This window comes from Pseudomonas sp. HK3, assembly GCF_052920985.1.
In genome coordinates, this window is sequence record NZ_JBREXD010000003.1 from 20495 (window position 1) to 39739 (window position 19245).

The following is a 19245-nucleotide window of genomic DNA, read 5'->3' on the forward strand; positions in this document are numbered from 1 at the left end:
TTTCTTTTATGAAGATGTCTTAATTTCACATAGGGTCCATGACCGCTTCTTTACTTAGGTCATTAGTTTCGGCCATCCAGACATATTGACCATTGCCTTGCATTACATATATGCCATCAGGTGTCGATACATTTGCATAAATGGCGCGTTCATTGATTGTAAAGACAGATCCGTATGCTGCATCTTGGTCTGATAGGTGTGCTTTGACGGTTTTATTGCCAAACTGATCTTGGTAGGCCTCTTTTACCTCAATATCATGAAGTATGTTTAGTTCTGGAATATCTAGCTTAAAAGTGTCGCCCTTGGTTAATCCTAGTAATTGCGCCGCATTAATTTCTAAATAAACTTCGCCTGCTAGATCTGGCCGTAATTTACCGGACGCTTTTAAAAACTCTTCAGCTTTTTGTGATGATGTGAACATTAGGTCGTCAATATGAACGGGTTCGGTTCTCTTAGTGTGTTGCGGCTTTTCTGGAGGCGTAGCGATTGTTTTTCTTTTTTCGATAGGTTCTTGCTTGGTTACGGGTTTTGTTATGTCGATTTTTGAGGGGGTAATCCCCATGTTGGCTACCATATGGATATCACTATTACTTGAAAGGTAAGCGTAAGAGCCGATAGCGACAGCTGTAATACTGATGAAAACGATTGATTTTTTATTCACAGATAATAACCCTCTAAAAATTAAGTGTTTTGTTTTTATATTGATGTGAAAATTAATGCATGCTTGCTGTTTAAATGACTAAGTCATAATCAGGTCATGTATTAAAAGCTATACTTTTACTGGTTAGTGTTTGGTTTTTTATTTTTAGTGAATCGTAGTGGTGTTGTTTATATGTTTTTTATTGTAAATAAAAACAATTAAATATTTAAAGTGTGTAACAGTAGACTATTTTTAATGGTTTTATATTTTGGTTGTGCAGTTGATACTGTTTATTTTTGGTTAATAAGTGGTGTTGAGCGGTGTAGATGTAGTGTTAATTTAATAATGTTCATGAAAATTTATATTAAAAATATTATCAATTTTGTTTTTTTTAAAGTTTTTTGCAAGTGATCGAAATCTACCTTCATGTTATATAAATGTAAATACTTATTATCTGTAAAAATTTAAGTTTTTTTAATTTATAAATAATGTTTTTTTAATGTTTAATTAAATACTACTTTAATATTAGATTTAAATGTAATTGTAGTTAAAAAGCTCAGTAAATATTAAATTTTTTAATGCAAAGTGTGATGAGGATCTCTTTGATAGTTGTATTTTAAATTGAAATAAAATTTTTTTTATATAGTTTTAATAGTTGAGGGGTTTATTGAATATAAATTTTATATGTTTTTTTCGTTTAGGCTGGTTGGTTGTTGGGGAAGGTTGGATGAATAATATTTTTCACCTAGAATTTAGATTTAATCGTATAAGTTAGTGAGATGCTGTTCTCATTAATTGTGTTTTGTTGCAGTTAAGTTTTTTTATGATTTTGTAAATGATTTTAATTGGCGGAATTAGTGTGTTTTTCTATTTTTAAGTTTAACTTTATTGCTAGAGCGGTGAGTAATGCACTATTTTAATGAGTAAATTGTATGGTGAGTTTAAAGTTAGGTTGAATTATGCACCATAAGATACTCGGTATTATTTTAAATCAGAGTTTTTGCCTTATTTTAAAGCACAAACTATATATGGCAGAAGAGGAATGAAATATTAGTAATGGTTAGGTATATTTTTTGAGTTGATTTGTGGTGAGTGATGTTAAGTTTAATCGAAAGTAGTAGTGATAAATATGAAGTCCTAGTATCAATTGTTTCTTTCGCAGGGACACAGCTTTCATGCATTATGTTGAGAACTACATGAAAATAACACTTATAGCTTTAGTACTATTATCAAATATTGTAAATGCCGGCGATATCTGTTCAAAAAGTGAAAGTAGTATTGAGCCTAGCCATCAATGGGAAGAAAGCGCATTTACAAAAGATGCGGCATTAGCAAGCCTCAAAGCCTTAAGTGCTGCAGTAGAAAAGGGTTGAAGATATAGGAACCTATCACTTACCAAATTCAATTACTTTGTTGGAAGGCTATATCTTAAAGCGAGATGCGCTGAAGGCCATGCGCAGCAAAAATACACCGAAAGGGATTAAAGAATTCTATAAATCAGGATTCTGCGAATTTCTAAGTGGAGCAGTAATATATGATTAACCATAATAAGGTTAGGTATACTCGCTTTAGGTTAGATTTTTAATGTGGCACTTTTACACAAAACATATGAGTCCCAATTACCTGCGATTAATACTAGCGGTGGTATAGGCTCGCAATAACTTATAATGGTCTATAATCGAAGTGGCTGCGATTATTGTCGTGCTAAAGGATCATATAGTGAAGAATGTGACCCGTGCTTTTGGCGTGATTACGGTGTGTTTTTACTGACTATTTAGACTTTATTGTAGGGGAATGTATGTATAAGAAATTATTAGTGTTAGTTTTCATCCAGGTTTTATCTGTAGGCGTTTCTGCAGAATCTTTAGAGCTGACAATAGATAAAAATATTGATTACAATGATCCGCTAGGGATGGATGCATATAATTTCAAGTCACAGTTTAAAGGTAATTTTGAAAATTCAGACGTTGATAGGGGTGAAAAGTCAGTTTTGCCTGTTGTGCTGAGTGCTTCATTTTTATTTATGAGTTTGTATGGGGATAACTCTAATAGCTCAATGTATAGGGTGGTTGGTGTCGCTGCGACGGTTGTCTCATTTAGTTGGTATTTTGATTAACTTTGATAGTAAGGCTATTTAAAGTTTGGCGAACCATAGAGTAGTTTGTATGGTATTTAATATCGCCTTTTATCGGTAGGCGTGAAGCAATATGAAAACAAGTATACTAATCTGCTCTCTATTCCTCGTCAGTTGCTCTAATTTAACCCGAACAGAAAACCAGCTTCCGGGTTATTGGGTGTGGGAAATTGAAATTAATGGATATAAAGAAAAGGGATATCTTGATCTTAGGCATGATCGAACTTACGGTACGAACTATGTATCTTCTAACCCAGCCGAAACATTAAAGTTTAAGCATGAGTACAACGAAATATCATATTGGCGAGAGAAAAATAAAAAGGTTTGTATTGCCAGTAGCTGGGAGGCAGGTAATTTTATTTATAACACTACAGTTAAAGAAGAAATCTGCTTGTGGGATATAGTCGAAGGTCCAGCGGGTCGGATTTCACTTAGGTTTACAGCGGGTTTTATACAAAATGGTGTTTTTGCCAATAAAATAGGTGATTAGACCTAAGGTAAGTGCATTGGGTGGAACAGTTTTGGTCTTTTTTGTGTCGTAGTAAACAAACTGCTTGTTTTACAAAATGTAGATGTTACGTGAAGGAGTATTAATAATCAGCCCAAGTAGTCATTTATTGATGAGTTGGCTTTCATCAAATCTAATCAACGGCGGTGTTAGAGAGCGTCGAATAATGACAGTTTCTGGTATTGCACCAGATATAGATGGGTTTGGATTGTTAATTGATCCGGTTTTGAAGGTGTTTGGCTACAGCTCAAATTTATGGGGAGAATTTCATCATGCTCTTCATAACCTAGGCTTTTGCTTGCTTGTTACAATTGCTGCATATTTATCGGCAAGCGTAAATAAGTTAAAAGTTGCTTATATGGTGTTCATTATATTTAACTTACATATATTTTGTGACTTAATTGGTTCTAGAGGCCCTGATGGGTATCAGTCGCCGATTGCTTACTTTGAACCATTTTCTGGTGCGGTAGAATTAGGCTGGCAGTATCAATGGGAGCTCAATGCATGGCCTAATATTACTGTAGGGTTAACGCTGTATTTAATTGTATTTTTGTATGCAAAGCGCTCTCGAAAGTCTCCATTTGAACTTGTGTCGAAAAAAGCAAATCGTGCATTTTTTAGAGTATTATCTGGTTGCGGTGTTAAGTCTCGTTAGGGGATTACATGAGGTTTGGCTTATTGTCATCATCGGACTAGCAAGCACGTGGCAGTATACCGATATTGCTTCAGATAATCGGGTTTATAGTTTATTACTGCCTATTGTGTTTTATCCTTTTTCTTTCGGCGTTTATTACCCTTATTGCTAAATTCGGTAGGTAGTTGTGATCACAATGACGGAGCCGACACTGGGTCTGATTGTAGTAGTGACTAAAGGGGCTGTAGTCACTTTTAATGTCACAGTATTTAACAGCGCGAAGTTAAGTGGTTTTATTCTGAATTCTTTATTTATAGTACTGGGGTTATGACTTAACAAGGATCTGTTCTTATGAAATGTGCTCATCATTCGTTATTGCATAGTATATTTTCAAAAATAGTTTCGTTTAGTCAGACTGAGTGGGACAAAGGCTTGCCTGCTTTTTCTTTTCATACATACGCACCAAAAGAGTGTGTTTTTTCTTGTGGTGATAAGCCTAAAGACGTTCATTTTGTTATTACGGGCATTGGACGATATTTCTATATTGATAAAGAGGGTAAAGAGCGTAATAAATCCTTAGTCCGCAGCGGCGGTGCATTCGCGAGCCTCAGCACCGTTATAGAGGAAAGCCCAAGCCCCTTTTTTGCCCAAGCTATTACACAATGCACAGTAGCAACAATAAAATACGATGCTCTTGTTGTGCTCTCAGAAAGTAATGCCCAGTGGGGTGCTTTTTTACGAAAAATTTTAGAGCGTCTTGTTCTCAAAAAAGAAAAAAGAGAAGCAAGTTTCTTATTGATGTCTGCAAAAGAGCGCTATGAACATTTTTTAAATGAATTCAAAGAAGACAGCCAGTTTATACCGCTTCGCCAGGTAGCGATGTATATTGGAATCACGGATGTTGCGTTGTCAAGGATTCGAAGAGAGATGGGCTTAACATAGGTTAAGGTAACGGCGATCAATACTTCCTAAAATGATGAATCACTTTTATGGAGATTTGATATGAAAAAGATATTACCGCCTATCTTGTTTGTTATTTTTGTTGTGCTTATGGTGGCTGTTTGTTGGGGGATGGGCTCCCAACATAACGTGGCATACCCTTATAACTTGATAGGGCTCGTATTTATTGTTGTTGGTTTGCGGCTTGCGATGGCAGGTAAAAAGCTGTTTAAAGGGCTAGGCACCAATATTATGACCTTTGAAAAGCCAGACGTATTGGTCACCGAAGGCGTATACAAATACAGCAGAAACCCAATGTACTTAGGTTTTGTAATTGCCTTGCTGGGTTTCTCTTTTCTGATGGGGGCAAGCATCTCATCTTTTGTATTAACCGGCTTGTTTTTCATTATTACGGATAGATGGTACATAGGGTTTGAAGAGCAGGCCATGACAAGCAAATTTGGTTCTGAATATAAAGAATATTGCTACAGCGTTAGGCGGTGGTTATAGCGGTATAGTCTGATTTTAAAAGAGGGTGGCGCACGGGTGTTCCGTCCTTAATTGGCTGTGATGGGTCTTTTAGCTATGAGTTTTGATATGTACAGGATTGGTATTGTTAAGTTTAATGTTATGCCGCTTATTTTAAATAATGATTTCTTGTTATTACCTAAGCGTTATGTGAATGGAGTCAAACTTGACATCAATCCCTCAAAACAAGCAAGAATTAGAGCAGGCTATTGAACTTTCGTTTGATAAAACTCTTGCTGATTATTTAAGTATTCCGAATGAATTGTCACGAGAAATAGGTGTAGAAGGCAATATTAAGGGTGCTGAGGTAAGTGTCTGTGACACACTTGCATATTTAATTGGCTGGGGGCGGTTGGTTCTTAAGTGGCATCGCCTTACTCAGGCTGGTCAACCTGTTGATTTTCCAGAAAAGGGTTATGCATGGAATGAGTTAGGGCTGTTAGCTCAAAGCTTCCATACTGAATACAGTAAGTGGCATTACGCCGATTTGATTACTGAGTTTAAATCAACCATAAACGATATATTATTGCTTGTTCACTCATTGAGTGATCATGATCTTTATCATGTTACTTGGTATGAAAAGTACACATTAGGCCGAATGATGCAATTCAATACGTCCTCACCAATGAAAAATATTCGCACTAAAGTGAGAAAGTTTAAAAAGAGCAATGGCATAAAATAAATATTTACATAGCAAGTGGCTTAAATATTGGTGAATGCTTATTTCCTCTTAGTGATATCTTATGTCTGCTAAAGGTTAATATGAAAATTGATAAGACGACAAAAAATGAATATGAAGATCTGATTGAAATTTGGGAAGCATCTGTTCGCGCGACTCATGACTTTTTAAGTGAAAGCAATATTGCATCGCTTAAGCCATTAATACTTGAACACTATTTTGATGCGGTTGATTTGCGTGTGGCTAGAAATGATGAGCACAAAATTATGGGTTTTATTGGTGTGGCCGCTGAGAATATTGAGATGCTATTCATTTTACCAGATGACAGAAATAAAGGCATTGGCTCGTTATTATTGAACAATGCAATAGCCAATCAATCCGCTAATAAAGTTGACGTAAATGAACAGAACCCAGATGCGGTTGGTTTTTACAAGCATTTAGGTTTTAGTGCGGTTGGCCGTTCACCACTAGATGGGCAAGGTAATCCTTTTCCATTGATTCATATGAAATTACTAGAAACATAGCCAAAATATAAGCAGGAATGAAATTGGCATGTGTTTTTAAGGGAATAATATGAACTTAATAAAATGCCCAGCATGCGGTGAAATAATTGATAATAACGCGATTAAGCGTGGACCTAAGCATAGGAACCCGTTTAAACGCCGCGTGATTCAATGCGATAAATGTAAGGTGGCTTTAAAAGCTTCGCGATTCGCATTTTTATTAGTTTGGTTGCTGTTAGTTTCTGGGCCATTCGCAGTAGTCCGTTTGGATTCGTATGCAATAGCGCTTACAATTGGCGGTGCTTTGATATTGATATTGTTGATGACAGAGGGTTATGCCTTTAATCTTTTAGATGATTAATGACCCTTTTATAATAAAAAAAAGCGGCCCCAAAAGGGCAGCGTTTTTTTTAATTTAATTATTATGAACTAAATGAAGTACGCTTTTAACGGCGGGAAGCCATTGAATTCGATGGCCGAGTAAGTTGTGGTGTAAGCCCCGGTTGAAAACCAGTACATACGATCGCCCATTGCCAAGTTAAGTGGCAGTTCATATTTGTAGTCCTCGTACAAAATATCCGCGCTGTCACAGGTTGGTCCAGCGATGATCACTTCTTCTGTTTCGCCTTGTTTTTCAACGTACACTGGGTACTTGATGGCTTCGTCCATGGTTTCGATTAGGCCGCCAAATTTACCAATGTCAGTGAATACCCAGCGGTTTAAACCGGTGCGGTTTTTACGGCTGATTAATACTACTTCACTCACTAAGACACCTGCGTTAGCGATTAATGAGCGACCTGGTTCCAGAATGATTTCTGGGAAGTTATCGTCAAAGTCTTCGCTCAAGAAACGGGTGATTTCTTTTGAGTAAGTTTTTAAGTCGTTTGTTCGGCTCATGTAGTTAGCCGGAAAACCACCAACCAAGTTTGCCATTTTAAGCTGAATGCCGTGCTCTTCTTGTAAGCGCTCGAAGATCCATTTTACTTTAGCAATGGCTGAATCCCATGCACCAATGTCACGCTGTTGTGAGCCCACATGAAACGAAATACCGTAAGGCACTAAGCCAAGTTCCTTTGCTAATACGCAAAGGTCGAGTGCCATGTCAGTTTGGCAGCCAAATTTACGCGACAGCGGCCAGTCTGCGGTTTGTGAACCTTCGGTTAAAATGCGCACAAATACGCGTGCACCCGGTGCAGCTTGGGCAATGTTACGTAAGTCGGCTTCTGAGTCAGTGGCGAACAAATCAACCCCTTTCTCATGGAAGTAGCGGACGTCTTTCGCTTTTTTGATGGTATTGCCGTAGCTAATATGATCACCTTTCACACCAATAGACAGCACTTTGTCGAGCTCATAACGTGAGGCCACGTCAAAGTTACAACCGCGATCATCCAAAATTCTTAATAGCGCTTCAGCGGGGTTGGCTTTAATTGCGTAGTAAGTTTTTGCATAAGGAAAGCACGCCATTAATTCATCTAGTTGGCGAGCAAACATCGCGGTGTCGATCACTAAACAAGGTGTGTCTAGTGTGTCAGCGTGCTTTTTAATGCGTTCGAAGGTATCGCCTTCGTAGTAGTCCTTAGGTTGAATCTGCATCAGTGTGTGATGCTCCTACTGGGTTAAATTTAATGAGTGTTCATTGATGGGTGTGAAAGTGCGGAATATAGGCTGATTGTGCGTGCAGTACAGCGATAAATTATTGCCTTTAAGATTACAATTTTTAATCAAAGTGGCTTTGGTTTGATAAATGCGCTCATATTGATGGGCTTAATGTGACATTAGGGCCTGCTGCCTACAATGTTGGCGCATTTTGTTGTATAAACCGCGGCAAATATTCAGTCTATTCTTAGAATATCTAATTAACTTATTGAGAGAGCCATGAGCGAGAGCAACCCATATTTAGGTCGTGCCCAGCGTTTTGTTGGTTTGTTAAAGCATTGCCAGGTGTTAGGCATGCAAATAAAAGAGGCGAGCAAAGAAAGCCTTACCATTGAGCTGCCTTATAATGAGCAGCATGTGGGCAACCCATCCACGGGGGTGATTCACGGTGGTGTACTGACCACATTAATGGATACCGCCTGCGGCACCATGGTGATCAATGCATTGCCAGAGTTTGAGCTGTGCCCAACGTTAGATCTGCGTGTTGATTACGTGCGCGCGGCGGAGCCGAAAAAGTCTATTTTTGCGTTTGCCGAAGCATACCGTGTGAGCCGTCATGTGGTGTTTACCCGTTGCACGGTGCATCAAGGTGATGTGAATGAACCTGTGGCCAATTGTGTGGGCACGTTCATGCGTATTGGCTCTCACTTATCACCACCTGATTTTAAAAATGCCGTTTTAGGTGCCAGTCTGCTGGATGCTAAGCAGGGGGCAGGGAAATAATATGTCGAATTTTAAAGCACTTTTACAAGCCGCCCACGAAGGTGGTGATTATAAACCTGTGGTCGATGCGATTCCGTATGCCCAGTTGATCGGCATTGATTTTCAGCGCTTTGGCAATGATGTGATTTTTAAACTACCCGATAACCCGAGCAATATCGGCAACCCAATTTTGCCTGCTGTGCATGGTGGTGTCGTGGGCGGCTTTATGGAGATGTCGGCAGCGATTCATTTATTAATGATGCTGGACACACCAGCCATGCCGAAGATCGTGGATTTCTCATTGGACTATTTACGCGCTGTACGCGGTGGTCGAGATACTTTCGCCGAGTGCCAAGTCATTCGTCAAGGTTCCCGTGTGGCTAATGTGATCATCAATGCTTGGCAGACAAAACGTGAAGAAGCCGTTGCCACGGCCCGTGCGCACTTTTTATTGGCACCTTAGGGGATTAACTGGCTTTGGCGTCATGCGTTTTTCAGGCTTGCTTTAATGCAAGGTAGTGGCAGTGTGGTCGGTGAGCTTATAAGTGTATTGAATATTGCTGGTGGCAAGTGTGAGATTGCGGGTTCCGCTGGTTTATTCAGCTCATAACTGAGCGATTGCGCGTGCATACTCCGCATGGTGTATGCATAACATACAGCTTATTAACAACTTATCGGCAGACGGCCTTTAAACAGGTGATTCTCACCTTCATTGAAAAAATCCCCTTGAATTCCAAATTCCTGCCCATATATAAGTCCCTCAGCGTTTTTTTATAAAGGACAGTGAGGCTTTATGACAACAGCTCAAAAAGAAACCTTAGGCTTTCAAACCGAAGTGAAGCAAATGCTTCATTTAATGATTCACTCTCTATATTCCAACAAAGAGATCTTCCTACGTGAATTAATTTCGAATGCATCGGATGCCTGCGATAAGCTGCGCTTCGAAGCGTTAAATGATGATAGCTTGTTCGAAAGCGACCCAGAGATCAAAGTGAGCATTCAGTTTGACGCAGAAGCCAATACGGTTTCTATTTCAGATAACGGCATTGGTATGAATCGTGATGAGGTCATCGAGAACCTAGGTACGATTGCGAAATCAGGTACGTCTGCGTTTTTAGAAAAATTATCAGGCGACGAGAAAAAAGATGCAAACATGATTGGCCAATTTGGTGTGGGCTTTTATAGCTCGTTCATTGTGGCGGATAAAGTAGAAGTATTGACTCGTCGTGCAGGTAGCGATACAAAAGAGGCGGTTCTTTGGACGTCAGCCGGTGAGGGTGACTTCACGATAGAAGCCACTGAAAAAGCCGGTCGTGGTACGCAAATTACGTTGCACTTAAAAGCCGATGAAAAAGAGTTCGCAGATGGTTTCCGCCTGCGTAATCTTGTTAAAAAATATTCAGATCATATTGCTGTGCCTGTGCAAATGATTAAAGAGCATACTGGTGAAGACGAAGCCCCTGCTGAAGACGAGTGGGAAGCGGTAAACAGTGCCAAAGCGCTTTGGGTACGTAGCAAGTCTGATGTTAAAGACGAAGAATACCAAGAGTTCTACAAGCACATTGCACATGACTATGAAGACTCATTAACGTGGTCTCATAACAAGGTAGAAGGCAAACTTGAGTACACCAGTTTGTTGTATGTGCCTAAGCGTCCACCGTTTGATCTATGGAACCGTGAAGGCAACCGTGGTTTAAAATTGTACGTTCAGCGCGTCTTTATCATGGACGATGCAGAGCAGTTCCTACCACCTTACTTGCGTTTCATTAAAGGTGTGGTTGACAGTAATGACTTACCGCTTAACGTAAGCCGTGAAATACTACAAGAAAATGCCAGCATTACGTCAATGCGTACTGCGCTGACAAAACGTATTTTAGACATGCTGAAAAAGCTGGCTAAAAAAGACCCAGAGCAATACCAAACATTTTGGGATGGGTTTGGCCAAGTGCTTAAAGAAGGCCCAGCAGATGATTTCGCCAACAAAGAAAAAATTGCTGAGCTATTCCGCTTTATGTCAACTAAAGGCGAAGACGACAAGCAATCGGTATCACTAGATACTTACCTTGAGCGTGCAGACGATAGCCAAGATAAAATTTATTACCTAACAGCTGAAAACTATTTAACGGCTTCACGTAGCCCGCATTTAGAAGTGTTCCGTAAAAAAGGTCTTGAAGTTCTATTGTTAACCGATCGCGTTGATGAGTGGATGATCTCTCACCTAAGTGAATTCAAAGGCAAAACCTTTGAAGACATTACTAAAGGTGATCTAGCATTAGACGACACCGATAAAGCGGAACAAGAAAAAGCTGAAAAAGAAAACGAAAGCCTAATTGGTCGTATTAAAACCACCCTAGGCGATAAAGTTGAAGATGTACGTATTTCAACTCGTTTGACTGAATCGGCTGCGTGCTTAGTGGTGGGTAAAGATGATATGGGCATGCAAATGCGCCGTATGATGGAAGCCGCCGGCCAAGCATTACCAGAAGCTAAGCGTGTGCTTGAAATAAATACTGAGCACCCATTGATTGTGAAAATGGATAAACAAAGTGATGAAGCCCGCTTTGCTGAAATGGCAGATATCATTTATGAGCAGTCGCAACTAGCAGAAGGTAGCCAGTTGCAGGATCCGGCAGGTTATGTGGATCGCATCAATAAACTATTAGTTGGTTTACTAGACGACTAAGCATTGATGGCCTGAAGAATGGCTCGCAGAGGAAATTCTGTGAGCCATTTTTTTTGTTTCAAATCAGCCTACTAGTACGCAATCGACGACTAGGTTTATGCTTTGTCATGTCGTATCATAGCGCCATCTTTCATTTACAAATTTATAATAAAGGTGATTCATGAAATTGCTGCGCCTATTGGCCCCAATCTGTTTATTGATGAGTTCAACGGTTTATGCCGGAGGCACGCTGGATTTAAGTATTAATGACAGCATGGCGGGTCTTGATTATGACGCCACGCGTATGGGTAGCCCTATGCATGTTTCCGCTGGTTTTTTACACCATGAAGATGACGGCGATTTAGTGTCTCTTGGTTTAAATGCAGTTGACGTTCGTAGCCAGCAAAGCAGTTTGCGCATTGGTGTAGGCGGTAAGTTTTACGGTTATTTCACCGATGCCAATGACAGTGGTGCATTGGCCATTGGTGGTTTTGCGCGCTATATGCCACCTGAACTAAACGGTTTGGGTTTTGGCGGCCATTTATATTATGCGCCAAGCGTGTTGTCTTTCTCGACGACTGAGAACCTAATTGATGTGGGTGCCCGTGTCGAGTTCATGCTGCTGCCAACTGCGATGGTGTATTTGGGCTACCGCTTTGTTGAAGCGGATGATGAAAAGGGTGACATTGACGTTGTGAATGCGGGCCATTTTGGCTTACGCATCAACTTTTAATCATGAGCCCAGTTAGCCGTACCAATCAGGTGGTGTTCTTTGCTCGCTCTTGCTTAAAGCAAGCTGAGCAAAGCGCTGACCAAGAGAAGCGCCAGCAAGAAGAAGCTGCGTTGTCGCATCTCTACGCTGGTTTGATGTCTTTCTCTAATGAGCTTGTCGCTCAATATCGATTACCGCCTTTTGGTACGTTGGCTGAGCTATTTGCCCGTAAAGAACTGCCGGCTGAACTGTATGAATTGAGCCTTTTAAGCCAAGAGCCAAACAGTTGGTTGGCGGCATTATTGACGCAATATAACCGGATGTTGCTGACAGGCTTTGATGAAAGCGCGGTGGTACAGTCTGTACAATTAATTACAACCCAGTCTGACTATGTTGACTTATTGCGTAACTGGTTGATTGAATTAGAAAAAACCATTCAGCGTATGCGTTTGCACTATCAAGAAAACTAATTGCTGATTTTTTAGGCGTTGGAGTGCTTGTTTTGCAGTGATATACTCCGCACCCTTTATATCGTGTCACCAAGTTTCGAGAGTTATTATGGCTGCTGTATTTGAAATTGTAGAATTAGACGATGGCGACATTGCGCTAAAACGTAGCGATGGTGAAGGCGAGCCATTAGTACGCATTACCTTTTCGGGTGATGCGAAAGACAGCTTCCCTGAGCAACATGTCGAAATTGCGAAAGCAATGATTGAAGCGGGTGTGCGTAAAGTAGGTGAGCTAAGTGGTGTGCATGTTGAAGATACATCCGCCATTGCCGATTATGAAGAGCGTATTTTTCATTAAATAGCCCGTTTTCAGAGCAAAAAAACGCTGCCCATGCAGCGTTTTTTTATGCCTAGTGTTTAGGGTAGGCTAGTGCATATGTCGGCGAATAACCCCAACATAGAGGCCTTCAATCTCTAAAGATTCTGTTTGCAGGTCAATGACAATTGGTTGAAAGTCTTGATTCTCAGGCAGTAATTGCACGATGTGTTTGTCTTTTTGAAAACGCTTAACGGTTACTTCTTCACCTACACGGGCCACAACAATCTGGCCATTGCTGGCTTGGTTAGTTTTGTGCACGGCAATTAAGTCGCCATCCATAATGCCAATTTCTTTCATGCTCTCGCCATGCACTTCAAGTAAAAAGTCTGCACTTGGTTTAAAAAACTCTCTTGGTAATTCAACATAACGCTCGACATGTTCTTGCGCCAATATAGGTTCGCCTGCTGCGACACGACCAATAAGTGGGATGCCACTTTGATCTTCTGCTAAGCGAATGCCGCGGCTAGCACCGGGTGTCATTTCAATTGCGCCTTTACGTGCAAGTGCTTTTAAGTGTTCTTCAGCGGCGTTAGGGCTTTTAAATCCCAACTCTTTTGCAATCTCTGCGCGTGTAGGGGGAAAGCCGGTTGTCTCAATGGATTGTTTAATTAAATTCAATACTTCTTGCTGGCGAGCGGTAAGTTTGATCATTATGGCTTCTTATCTGTTTTTATATACATATTGTGATTATATACAGTACTGTACATGTGTAAAGTATTCAAAAATAGTTTAATGATTAACAGTTGACCTTATTGGCTAATATCTTTAAATTTGACGTCGCGTCAAAAAATGACAGCGTGTCAAAAAATAATAAAAGTGACAATCAATTGAAATCAGTACAAGCAATAAGCCATAAAGATCAAATGCGTATGGAACGTGAAGAATTAATTCTTCAGGTGGCTTTGTCGTTACTAAAAAGAGATGGGTTTCATGGTTTAAACATGCAAGCGATTGCTAATCAAACCGATTACTCAAAAGGAACCATCTATCAACACTTTAGTTGTAAAGAAGATGTACTTGCGAAATTAGTGATTCGCTGTGGTGAGCGCTTAATCTCGCTCATAGATATTGCACTTAATAATAGTGCAGGCTTGCGCCATAAAGTGGTGATGGTGAGTTGGGCATTTTTTATTAACGCTGAACAAGAATCAGAAACAGCGGGTCTGGTGTCTATGGTGAAATCCCCCGAATTCCAGAAAAAAGTCACCGAGTCACATCAACACGCTATTTCAATCATTGATCAAAATATTTTGTCCCGTGTGATTGGCCTTTTTACGGATCAAACTGATATCAGTGCCGATAAAATTAAAGTGGGTGCGTTTGGTTGGTGGGCCATGAAATGGGGAGTACAAGATGTACTGGCCAACGACTGGGAAATGTCAAAATTCGGCTTTGACGATCCCAAGCATTATTTTTTTGAATCTTTACATATTTTTTTAGATGGTCTTGGTGCTAAGCGAGACGATGTTAGTCATGATTTTGCAATGGTTCAGGCACAAGCTAAACAAATCTTTTACGTTAAATAATACAAATATAACAATAAGGAAATCACATGATTGAAAAAATAACCTGGTGGCTTGTTCGTCACCCTTGGGCGGTTGTGTTGTCCGCCATTTTGCTGGTTGGTGCCAGTGGCTATGGTGCGAAAAATATCAAATTAAATGCCGATTATCGCGCATTTTTCAGTAGTGATAATCCGCATTTACAAGCTTTTGAAGATTTGCAAGACCAATACAATAAAGTTGATAATATCCTCATTGCCATGGTGCCTAAAGATGGTGAAGTCTTTAATACCCGCATTCTGACATTAGTCGAAGAACTGACCGAAGAATCATGGCAGGTGCCTTATAGTCGTCGAGTTGATTCGATTTCGAACTTTCAGCATACCTATGCTGAAGAAGACGACATGATCGTTGAAAGTTTATTTGAATATTCGGCTGATTTATCCCCAGAAGAGATTCAAGCGAAAAAAGCGGTTGCCTTAATAGACCCAATATTAGCCGGTAATCTTATTGCGTATGACGGTAAAGCAACGGGTATTAATATTACCATTAACTTACCCGGTATTAATCAAGCACAAGAAGTGCCTGAAGTAGTGGGTTTTGTGCGAGAAATGGTGGCCAAATATGAAGAAGCCTACCCAGAGGTGGGCTTTTATTTGACTGGCGTAACCATGACCAATAACGCATTTCCTGAAGCCAGTGCGCAAGATATTAAGCAGCTTTACCCTATTATGATTTTACTCATTTTAGTGTTGTTGTTTTTCTCTTTAAAAGGCATGTGGGGCACATTGGCAACGTTTAGCATTGTTGTGTTTTCTAGTGCCGTTGCAATGGGTTTATTCGGCTGGCCTGGTCCTGAAGTGACGCCAACCACATTGTCGGCGCCGGTGATGATCATGACACTTGCCATTGCCGATTGTATTCATATTTTGATGAGCTATTACCATGGCATAGCCAAAGGCGAATCGAAGCAAGCGGCAATGGTAGAAAGCATTCGTATTAACTTTCAACCTGTTTTACTGACGAGTGTGACCACGGCTATTGGCTTTTTGACGCTTAATTTCTCTGATGCACCGCCATTTCATGATTTAGGCAATATTGTGTGTATTGGTGTGTTAGCGGCGTTTGTTTTAGCGGTTATCTTTTTACCTGCGTTAATGATGTTGCTGCCATCTAAAAGAGTATCTGAATCATTCAATGAAAATAAAAAAATGCAGATGATTTCGGATTTTGTGATTAAAAATTATCGTGCGCTGTTGGTTGGTTTTTCAATTGTGATTGTGGTGTTAATTGCACTGATTCCGCTGAATGAGCTAGATGATAATACGATTGAATATTTTGATTGGAGCATCAAGTTTAGAAGCGACAGTGAAATGATCTCCGACACCTTGACTGGTGTACAAAGTATGAACTACTCACTGAAAGCCGATGGTGAAATGGGTGTCATTGATCCTGATTATTTGAATACGATTGATGCGTTTGCTGATTTTTTACGTACCCAGCCTGAAGTGCGTCACGTGAATAGCTTTAGTGATGTGATGAAGCGTTTAAACAAAAATATGAACGCGGATGATGAAGCCTATTATAAAGTCCCAGATGATCGTCAACTGGCTGCGCAATATATGCTGCTATATGAACTTTCTTTACCTTATGGTTTAGATCTGACCAACCAAGTAAACGGTAATAAATCAGCAAGTCGTATAACGGTACAAATTGACAAAATTACAGCTCAAGAAATTATTTCTTTGGATCATCGTGCGGTTGCATGGTTAGAAGAAAACGCACCGTCATATATGGTGACAGAGGGTGCCAGTACCGCCGTGATGTTTGCACATATAACCGAACGTAACATCAAAAGTATGATTGGTGGTGTTGTGGGCGCGTTATTCTTGATCTCATTTATTATTATGTTGGCAATTAAATCAGTGAAGCTTGGCTTTATTAGCTTGATCCCTAATTTAGTACCAGCAGGAATGGGCTTTGGGCTTTGGGCGGTATTCGATGGGCAAGTGGGTTTGGGCTTATCGGTAGTGATGGGTGTGACCTTGGGGATTGTGGTTGACGATACCGTTCACTTCATGACGAAATATGTGCGCGCTAAGCGAGAGCTTGGGTTAAAAACAGAAGCGGCAATCGAGTATGCCTTCCATACCGTGGGTGTTGCGTTAACGGCGACCACGATTGTTTTGTGTGCTGGCTTTATGGTGCTGGCGTTATCGCCATTCGCGATCAATACACACATGGGTATCATGAGTGCGTTAACCATCGGGTTGGCCTTAATTGTTGATTTCTTTTTCTTACCCCCTTTGCTGCTAAAGCTGGATAAAGATGACAATGAAGATAGTACTAATGGTTCGAGCGAAATTGCGTCACCTGATCATAAAATTAAAGTTCAAGCATAATAAATAAGGAGTTTTAAGATGATGAAATACCTCTTAGTAACAGTGTTGTTAACCCTGTTTAATGTATCTGTTTTAGCACAGACCCCAGAAGAAAAAGGTTTGGCGATTGCGGTTGAGGCTGATAAACGCGATGAAGGATTTGCGGATACGCAAGTCGAATTGAAAATGGTGTTGGTTGACAGCAAGGGCGATGAAGCACCGCGTGATATGCGTGTAAAAACACTAGAAGGTGTTGGTGAAGAGGGCGATAAATCACTCATGATTTTTGATACGCCAATTGACCAAAAAGGTGTGGCTATGTTGACCTACACCCACAAAGAAAAATCAGATGACCAATGGTTGTATTTGCCTGCGCTTAAGCGTGTGAAAAAAATATCGAGCAAAAATAAATCGGGCCCGTTTGTCGGCAGTGAATTTGCCTTCGAAGACATTAGTTCACAGGAAATAGAAAAATATACCTATAAGCACCTACGTGACGAAACGTTTGATGGCAAAGATTGCTTTGTGGTTGAACGTATTCCAACGGATAAATATTCAGGTTACACCAAGCAAATAGCTTGGATTGATAAAGCGGAATATCGTGCGTTAAAAATCGAGTTTTATGATCGTAAAAAAAGCTTGCTAAAAACATTAGAAAATAAAGACTACACGCTGTACTTAGAAAAATTCTGGCGCCCAGCTCTAAGCGTGATGAAAAATCATCAAACGGGTAAAGGCACTCGCTTAGAATACAAAGGCTATGAATTTAAAGTTGGCTTGAATGACAGAGAATTTACCAAAAATAGCTTAAAACGAGCTAAGTAATATGAAGGGTTATTCTTTATTAGCGAGTTTTGTACTGCTAACGAACGCGGCTCAGGCTGAGTTAAGCGTGACGACTCAGGTTGATTATGAGGTGTCTGGTTACTTTGCAGATAGCCAGAGCAGCGACAATGATACTCGTATCAATAACTCGGTCGCATTGCGCACCGAGTTATATAAAGCGTTTGAAAATGATCACTCCGTGACGTTTAAACCGTTTTATCGCTTTGATGAAACAGATGATGAGCGTACACATGGTGATATTCGCGAATTGATCTGGCATAAAGTCGCTGACGAATACGAACTTAAAGCGGGTATTGGTAAGGTATTCTGGGGTGTGACTGAGTCACAACATCTAGTGGATATTATTAACCAAACTGATGCGGTTGAAAGTTTAGATGGCGAAGAAAAACTGGGCCAGCCCATGGTGCAGTTACTGCTTGAGCGGGACTGGGGGAATTTGGATTTATTTGTGTTGCCGTATCATCGTGAGCGTACGTTTGTCGGCGAAGACGGGCGATTAGGCCTTGGGCAAAATTATGCAGATGCGCAATACGAAAGTTCAGATGAAGAAAACCATGTAGATGTTGCTGCGCGTTTTTATACGTACATTGATGAGTTCGAATACGCGGTATCGGTATTTCATGGAACCAGTCGTGAGGCGTCCCTCGGTGTCGATGGGGTCAAATCCTCTTGCTCCTGAGGTGTTGCCTTATTACGCTCAAATCACTCAGCTTGGTCTTGAAATGCAGTACCTAACAGAAGGTTGGGCCTGGAAGTTTGAAGGTGTATTACGGGATGGCATGCCAGAAAATGACATGCTTACACCAGCTGGTAAGTGGCCTGTGTTTTATAATGGCATGAACTTAGCGATTGGCGATGACGAGCAATACTTTGCTACAACCGCGGGATTTGAATATACCCAAGTAGGTATTTTTGATACGCGAATTGAGCTTGGCTGGGTGGTTGAGCACTTGTATGACTCTCGTCAAGATGAGGCCAGTGCAGGGGCCTTTGAACATGATGTATTGTTGGCGACCCGTTGGGCGGCTAACGATGCGGCATCTTCTACGCTGTTGGCAGGTATTTTGGTTGATTATGAGTATGGTGATTATAGTTTGAGTATCGAAGGGGATACGCGGGTGTTGAATAACATGACGTTATCAATTGAGGCTCGTGTGTTTGCGCCTAAGGACGACAATCCTTTATGGGGTTTTCGTGATGAGGACTTCATAAAGTTAACCATGTCTTATTATTTGTAAGAACCTGTTTTTAGTCAGACTTTTCTTTTGGGCTCATTGGAGCCCATTTTTTATTGTGTATGTGCTATAAAGTGTGAGGCAATGTGCTGAAAAAGCAGTGTGTTGGCTTGATTACTTGACATGATTTTGAGTTAAACGTATGTTTCAAACAGT

Annotated in this window: 23 protein-coding genes; 20 read left to right on the plus strand and 3 right to left on the minus strand. The window is 40.4% G+C overall.

The window, feature by feature from the left end:
- Positions 1-25: 25 nt before the first annotated feature.
- Positions 26-661 (minus strand): hypothetical protein, encoded by a 636-nt coding sequence (locus ACU6U9_RS15375; protein WP_446735898.1) that lies wholly within the window; start codon positions 659-661, stop codon positions 26-28.
- A 1175-nt stretch (positions 662-1836) separates the two neighbouring features.
- On the opposite strand from ACU6U9_RS15375, the gene ACU6U9_RS15380 reads away from it, so the two are divergent.
- The 9 genes from ACU6U9_RS15380 to ACU6U9_RS15420 all read left to right on the plus strand — a co-directional run bounded on the left by ACU6U9_RS15380 (position 1837) and on the right by ACU6U9_RS15420 (position 6926).
- Positions 1837-2013 carry a hypothetical protein gene (locus ACU6U9_RS15380; RefSeq protein ID WP_446735899.1) on the plus strand — a complete coding sequence of 59 codons (177 nt, stop codon included), beginning with the start codon at positions 1837-1839 and terminating at the stop codon, positions 2011-2013.
- Between the two features lie 425 nt (positions 2014-2438).
- Positions 2439-2756 (plus strand): hypothetical protein, encoded by a 318-nt coding sequence (locus tag ACU6U9_RS15385; RefSeq protein ID WP_446733970.1) that lies wholly within the window; start codon positions 2439-2441, stop codon positions 2754-2756.
- Positions 2757-2847: 91 nt separating this feature from the next.
- On the plus strand, positions 2848-3264 hold the full coding sequence (locus tag ACU6U9_RS15390) for a hypothetical protein (protein WP_446733971.1): 417 nt from the start codon (positions 2848-2850) through the stop codon (positions 3262-3264).
- A 130-nt stretch (positions 3265-3394) separates the two neighbouring features.
- Positions 3395-3937 carry a hypothetical protein gene (locus tag ACU6U9_RS15395; RefSeq protein WP_446735900.1) on the plus strand — a complete coding sequence of 181 codons (543 nt, stop codon included), beginning with the start codon at positions 3395-3397 and terminating at the stop codon, positions 3935-3937.
- Between the two features lie 330 nt (positions 3938-4267).
- Positions 4268-4858 (plus strand): Crp/Fnr family transcriptional regulator, encoded by a 591-nt coding sequence (locus tag ACU6U9_RS15400; protein WP_446735901.1) that lies wholly within the window; start codon positions 4268-4270, stop codon positions 4856-4858.
- A 60-nt stretch (positions 4859-4918) separates the two neighbouring features.
- Positions 4919-5365, plus strand: a complete 447-nt coding sequence (locus ACU6U9_RS15405; protein WP_446735902.1) for a methyltransferase family protein — start codon at positions 4919-4921, stop codon at positions 5363-5365.
- Positions 5366-5549: 184 nt separating this feature from the next.
- Entirely contained in the window at positions 5550-6065 is a 516-nt protein-coding gene (locus tag ACU6U9_RS15410; protein WP_446735903.1) for a ClbS/DfsB family four-helix bundle protein, read from the plus strand.
- 80 nt (positions 6066-6145) lie between these two features.
- On the plus strand, positions 6146-6586 hold the full coding sequence (locus ACU6U9_RS15415; protein ID WP_446735904.1) for an acetyltransferase: 441 nt from the start codon (positions 6146-6148) through the stop codon (positions 6584-6586).
- Between the two features lie 49 nt (positions 6587-6635).
- A complete protein-coding gene (locus tag ACU6U9_RS15420; protein WP_446735905.1) occupies positions 6636-6926 on the plus strand; it encodes a hypothetical protein in 291 nt (96 codons plus the stop codon).
- Between the two features lie 68 nt (positions 6927-6994).
- Here ACU6U9_RS15420 and ACU6U9_RS15425 read toward each other — a convergent pair whose 3' ends face one another.
- Positions 6995-8158, minus strand: coding sequence for a type III PLP-dependent enzyme (locus ACU6U9_RS15425; protein WP_446735906.1), 1164 nt, complete (start codon positions 8156-8158; stop codon positions 6995-6997).
- Between the two features lie 282 nt (positions 8159-8440).
- Here ACU6U9_RS15425 and ACU6U9_RS15430 point away from each other — a divergent pair, with 282 nt between their 5' ends.
- The 6 genes from ACU6U9_RS15430 to ACU6U9_RS15455 all read left to right on the plus strand — a co-directional run bounded on the left by ACU6U9_RS15430 (position 8441) and on the right by ACU6U9_RS15455 (position 13104).
- Positions 8441-8944 (plus strand): PaaI family thioesterase, encoded by a 504-nt coding sequence (locus ACU6U9_RS15430; RefSeq protein WP_446735907.1) that lies wholly within the window; start codon positions 8441-8443, stop codon positions 8942-8944.
- 1 nt (position 8945) lies between these two features.
- Positions 8946-9386 carry a PaaI family thioesterase gene (locus tag ACU6U9_RS15435; protein ID WP_446735908.1) on the plus strand — a complete coding sequence of 147 codons (441 nt, stop codon included), beginning with the start codon at positions 8946-8948 and terminating at the stop codon, positions 9384-9386.
- Positions 9387-9716: 330 nt separating this feature from the next.
- Entirely contained in the window at positions 9717-11606 is a 1890-nt protein-coding gene (htpG, locus tag ACU6U9_RS15440; protein ID WP_446735909.1) for a molecular chaperone HtpG, read from the plus strand.
- A 160-nt stretch (positions 11607-11766) separates the two neighbouring features.
- Positions 11767-12318: a YfaZ family outer membrane protein gene (locus ACU6U9_RS15445; RefSeq protein ID WP_446735910.1), complete on the plus strand. Its 552-nt coding sequence runs from the start codon at positions 11767-11769 to the stop codon at positions 12316-12318.
- A 2-nt stretch (positions 12319-12320) separates the two neighbouring features.
- On the plus strand, positions 12321-12767 hold the full coding sequence (locus ACU6U9_RS15450; RefSeq protein ID WP_446735911.1) for a DUF6586 family protein: 447 nt from the start codon (positions 12321-12323) through the stop codon (positions 12765-12767).
- An 88-nt stretch (positions 12768-12855) separates the two neighbouring features.
- Positions 12856-13104 (plus strand): hypothetical protein, encoded by a 249-nt coding sequence (locus ACU6U9_RS15455; RefSeq protein WP_446735912.1) that lies wholly within the window; start codon positions 12856-12858, stop codon positions 13102-13104.
- A gap of 69 nt (positions 13105-13173) precedes the next feature.
- Here the strand turns inward: ACU6U9_RS15455 and lexA are convergent, their stop codons facing one another.
- Entirely contained in the window at positions 13174-13776 is a 603-nt protein-coding gene (gene lexA / locus ACU6U9_RS15460; RefSeq protein ID WP_446735913.1) for a transcriptional repressor LexA, read from the minus strand.
- 176 nt (positions 13777-13952) lie between these two features.
- On the opposite strand from lexA, the gene ACU6U9_RS15465 reads away from it, so the two are divergent.
- Genes ACU6U9_RS15465 through ACU6U9_RS15485 form a run of 5 tightly spaced genes read left to right on the plus strand, consistent with a single transcriptional unit; the run spans position 13953 to position 19092 of the window.
- Positions 13953-14651, plus strand: a complete 699-nt coding sequence (locus tag ACU6U9_RS15465) for a TetR/AcrR family transcriptional regulator (RefSeq protein ID WP_446735914.1) — start codon at positions 13953-13955, stop codon at positions 14649-14651.
- A 26-nt stretch (positions 14652-14677) separates the two neighbouring features.
- Positions 14678-17029 (plus strand): efflux RND transporter permease subunit, encoded by a 2352-nt coding sequence (locus ACU6U9_RS15470; protein ID WP_446735915.1) that lies wholly within the window; start codon positions 14678-14680, stop codon positions 17027-17029.
- Between the two features lie 18 nt (positions 17030-17047).
- Complete coding sequence (locus ACU6U9_RS15475; protein ID WP_446735916.1) at positions 17048-17833, plus strand: outer membrane lipoprotein-sorting protein; 786 nt, start codon at positions 17048-17050, stop codon at positions 17831-17833.
- A gap of 1 nt (position 17834) precedes the next feature.
- Positions 17835-18533 carry a hypothetical protein gene (locus tag ACU6U9_RS15480; RefSeq protein WP_446735917.1) on the plus strand — a complete coding sequence of 233 codons (699 nt, stop codon included), beginning with the start codon at positions 17835-17837 and terminating at the stop codon, positions 18531-18533.
- Positions 18502-19092, plus strand: a complete 591-nt coding sequence (locus tag ACU6U9_RS15485) for a hypothetical protein (protein WP_446735918.1) — start codon at positions 18502-18504, stop codon at positions 19090-19092. The genes ACU6U9_RS15480 and ACU6U9_RS15485 overlap by 32 nt, the downstream gene beginning before the upstream one ends.
- Positions 19093-19245 lie beyond the last annotated feature (153 nt).

Coding starts and splice junctions, on each gene's coding strand:
- ACU6U9_RS15380 (WP_446735899.1), top strand. CDS start 1,837: ATGAAAATAACACTTATAGCTTTAGTACTATTATCAAATATTGTAAAT.
- ACU6U9_RS15385 (WP_446733970.1), top strand. CDS start 2,439: ATGTATAAGAAATTATTAGTGTTAGTTTTCATCCAGGTTTTATCTGTA.
- ACU6U9_RS15390 (WP_446733971.1), top strand. CDS start 2,848: ATGAAAACAAGTATACTAATCTGCTCTCTATTCCTCGTCAGTTGCTCT.
- ACU6U9_RS15395 (WP_446735900.1), top strand. CDS start 3,395: ATGAGTTGGCTTTCATCAAATCTAATCAACGGCGGTGTTAGAGAGCGT.
- ACU6U9_RS15400 (WP_446735901.1), top strand. CDS start 4,268: ATGAAATGTGCTCATCATTCGTTATTGCATAGTATATTTTCAAAAATA.
- ACU6U9_RS15405 (WP_446735902.1), top strand. CDS start 4,919: ATGAAAAAGATATTACCGCCTATCTTGTTTGTTATTTTTGTTGTGCTT.
- ACU6U9_RS15415 (WP_446735904.1), top strand. CDS start 6,146: ATGAAAATTGATAAGACGACAAAAAATGAATATGAAGATCTGATTGAA.
- ACU6U9_RS15420 (WP_446735905.1), top strand. CDS start 6,636: ATGAACTTAATAAAATGCCCAGCATGCGGTGAAATAATTGATAATAAC.
- ACU6U9_RS15425 (WP_446735906.1), bottom strand. CDS start 8,158: ATGCAGATTCAACCTAAGGACTACTACGAAGGCGATACCTTCGAACGC.
- ACU6U9_RS15430 (WP_446735907.1), top strand. CDS start 8,441: ATGAGCGAGAGCAACCCATATTTAGGTCGTGCCCAGCGTTTTGTTGGT.
- ACU6U9_RS15435 (WP_446735908.1), top strand. CDS start 8,946: ATGTCGAATTTTAAAGCACTTTTACAAGCCGCCCACGAAGGTGGTGAT.
- htpG (WP_446735909.1), top strand. CDS start 9,717: ATGACAACAGCTCAAAAAGAAACCTTAGGCTTTCAAACCGAAGTGAAG.
- ACU6U9_RS15445 (WP_446735910.1), top strand. CDS start 11,767: ATGAAATTGCTGCGCCTATTGGCCCCAATCTGTTTATTGATGAGTTCA.
- ACU6U9_RS15450 (WP_446735911.1), top strand. CDS start 12,321: ATGAGCCCAGTTAGCCGTACCAATCAGGTGGTGTTCTTTGCTCGCTCT.
- ACU6U9_RS15455 (WP_446735912.1), top strand. CDS start 12,856: ATGGCTGCTGTATTTGAAATTGTAGAATTAGACGATGGCGACATTGCG.
- lexA (WP_446735913.1), bottom strand. CDS start 13,776: ATGATCAAACTTACCGCTCGCCAGCAAGAAGTATTGAATTTAATTAAA.
- ACU6U9_RS15470 (WP_446735915.1), top strand. CDS start 14,678: ATGATTGAAAAAATAACCTGGTGGCTTGTTCGTCACCCTTGGGCGGTT.
- ACU6U9_RS15475 (WP_446735916.1), top strand. CDS start 17,048: ATGATGAAATACCTCTTAGTAACAGTGTTGTTAACCCTGTTTAATGTA.
- ACU6U9_RS15480 (WP_446735917.1), top strand. CDS start 17,835: ATGAAGGGTTATTCTTTATTAGCGAGTTTTGTACTGCTAACGAACGCG.